The organism is Alteromonas sp. ASW11-130 (assembly GCF_026183735.1).
In the GTDB taxonomy this organism is placed as follows: Bacteria; Pseudomonadota; Gammaproteobacteria; order Enterobacterales; family Alteromonadaceae; genus Alteromonas.
This window is the reverse complement of the sequence record NZ_JAPFRE010000003.1, coordinates 1-537: the sequence shown is the minus strand read 5'-3', so window position 1 is coordinate 537 and position 537 is coordinate 1. Positions and strand designations below refer to the sequence as shown.

At 43.8% G+C, this 537-nt stretch carries 1 protein-coding gene; it reads right to left on the bottom strand.

What is annotated here, in order from left to right; all coding sequences use genetic code 11:
• A partial coding sequence (locus OPS28_RS00655; RefSeq protein WP_442863958.1) for a transposase occupies positions 1 to 537 on the bottom strand: 537 nt, incomplete at both ends.

Below are 537 nucleotides of genomic sequence, written 5' to 3'. Positions count from 1 at the left end.
TTTTTGCTAAACAGGCTCGAACCGGGTTCAAATCTACATAAGCCATACAGGCCGCTATCGCGGCTTCATCCATTAATGCCTGCGATTTAAACCGACCTTCCCAAAAGTGACCGGTACAACCATCTTCTTTATTTGCTTTACGAGCAATATATTCATTCAGTAATCGCATAAACCAACTGATATCGTAAAGTCTGTTTCGATATACCTCTGCGAGTGTTTTTACGGTTTCAACTTCCGCTTCAGACATCGCATTGCATTCGGCAGGATTCACGTAACGCTGCGATAATAGCATGCCTTTGTATAGCTTATGCCAGCGTCTGATAACCTCTTTGACTGATAAAGAAGCGGCTTTAGATTTATTGATACGCAACACCACATGCGTATGGTTGCTCATTACTGCGTAGGCACAGACATCTACGCAAAATACTTCAGCCAAAAACATTAGGCGGTCTTCCACCCATTGTCGACGATGCTCGTAACTTTTACCCGTATTATCGTCCTTACCGCATAAAAAGGCCCTCCGTACACATCGTGAGA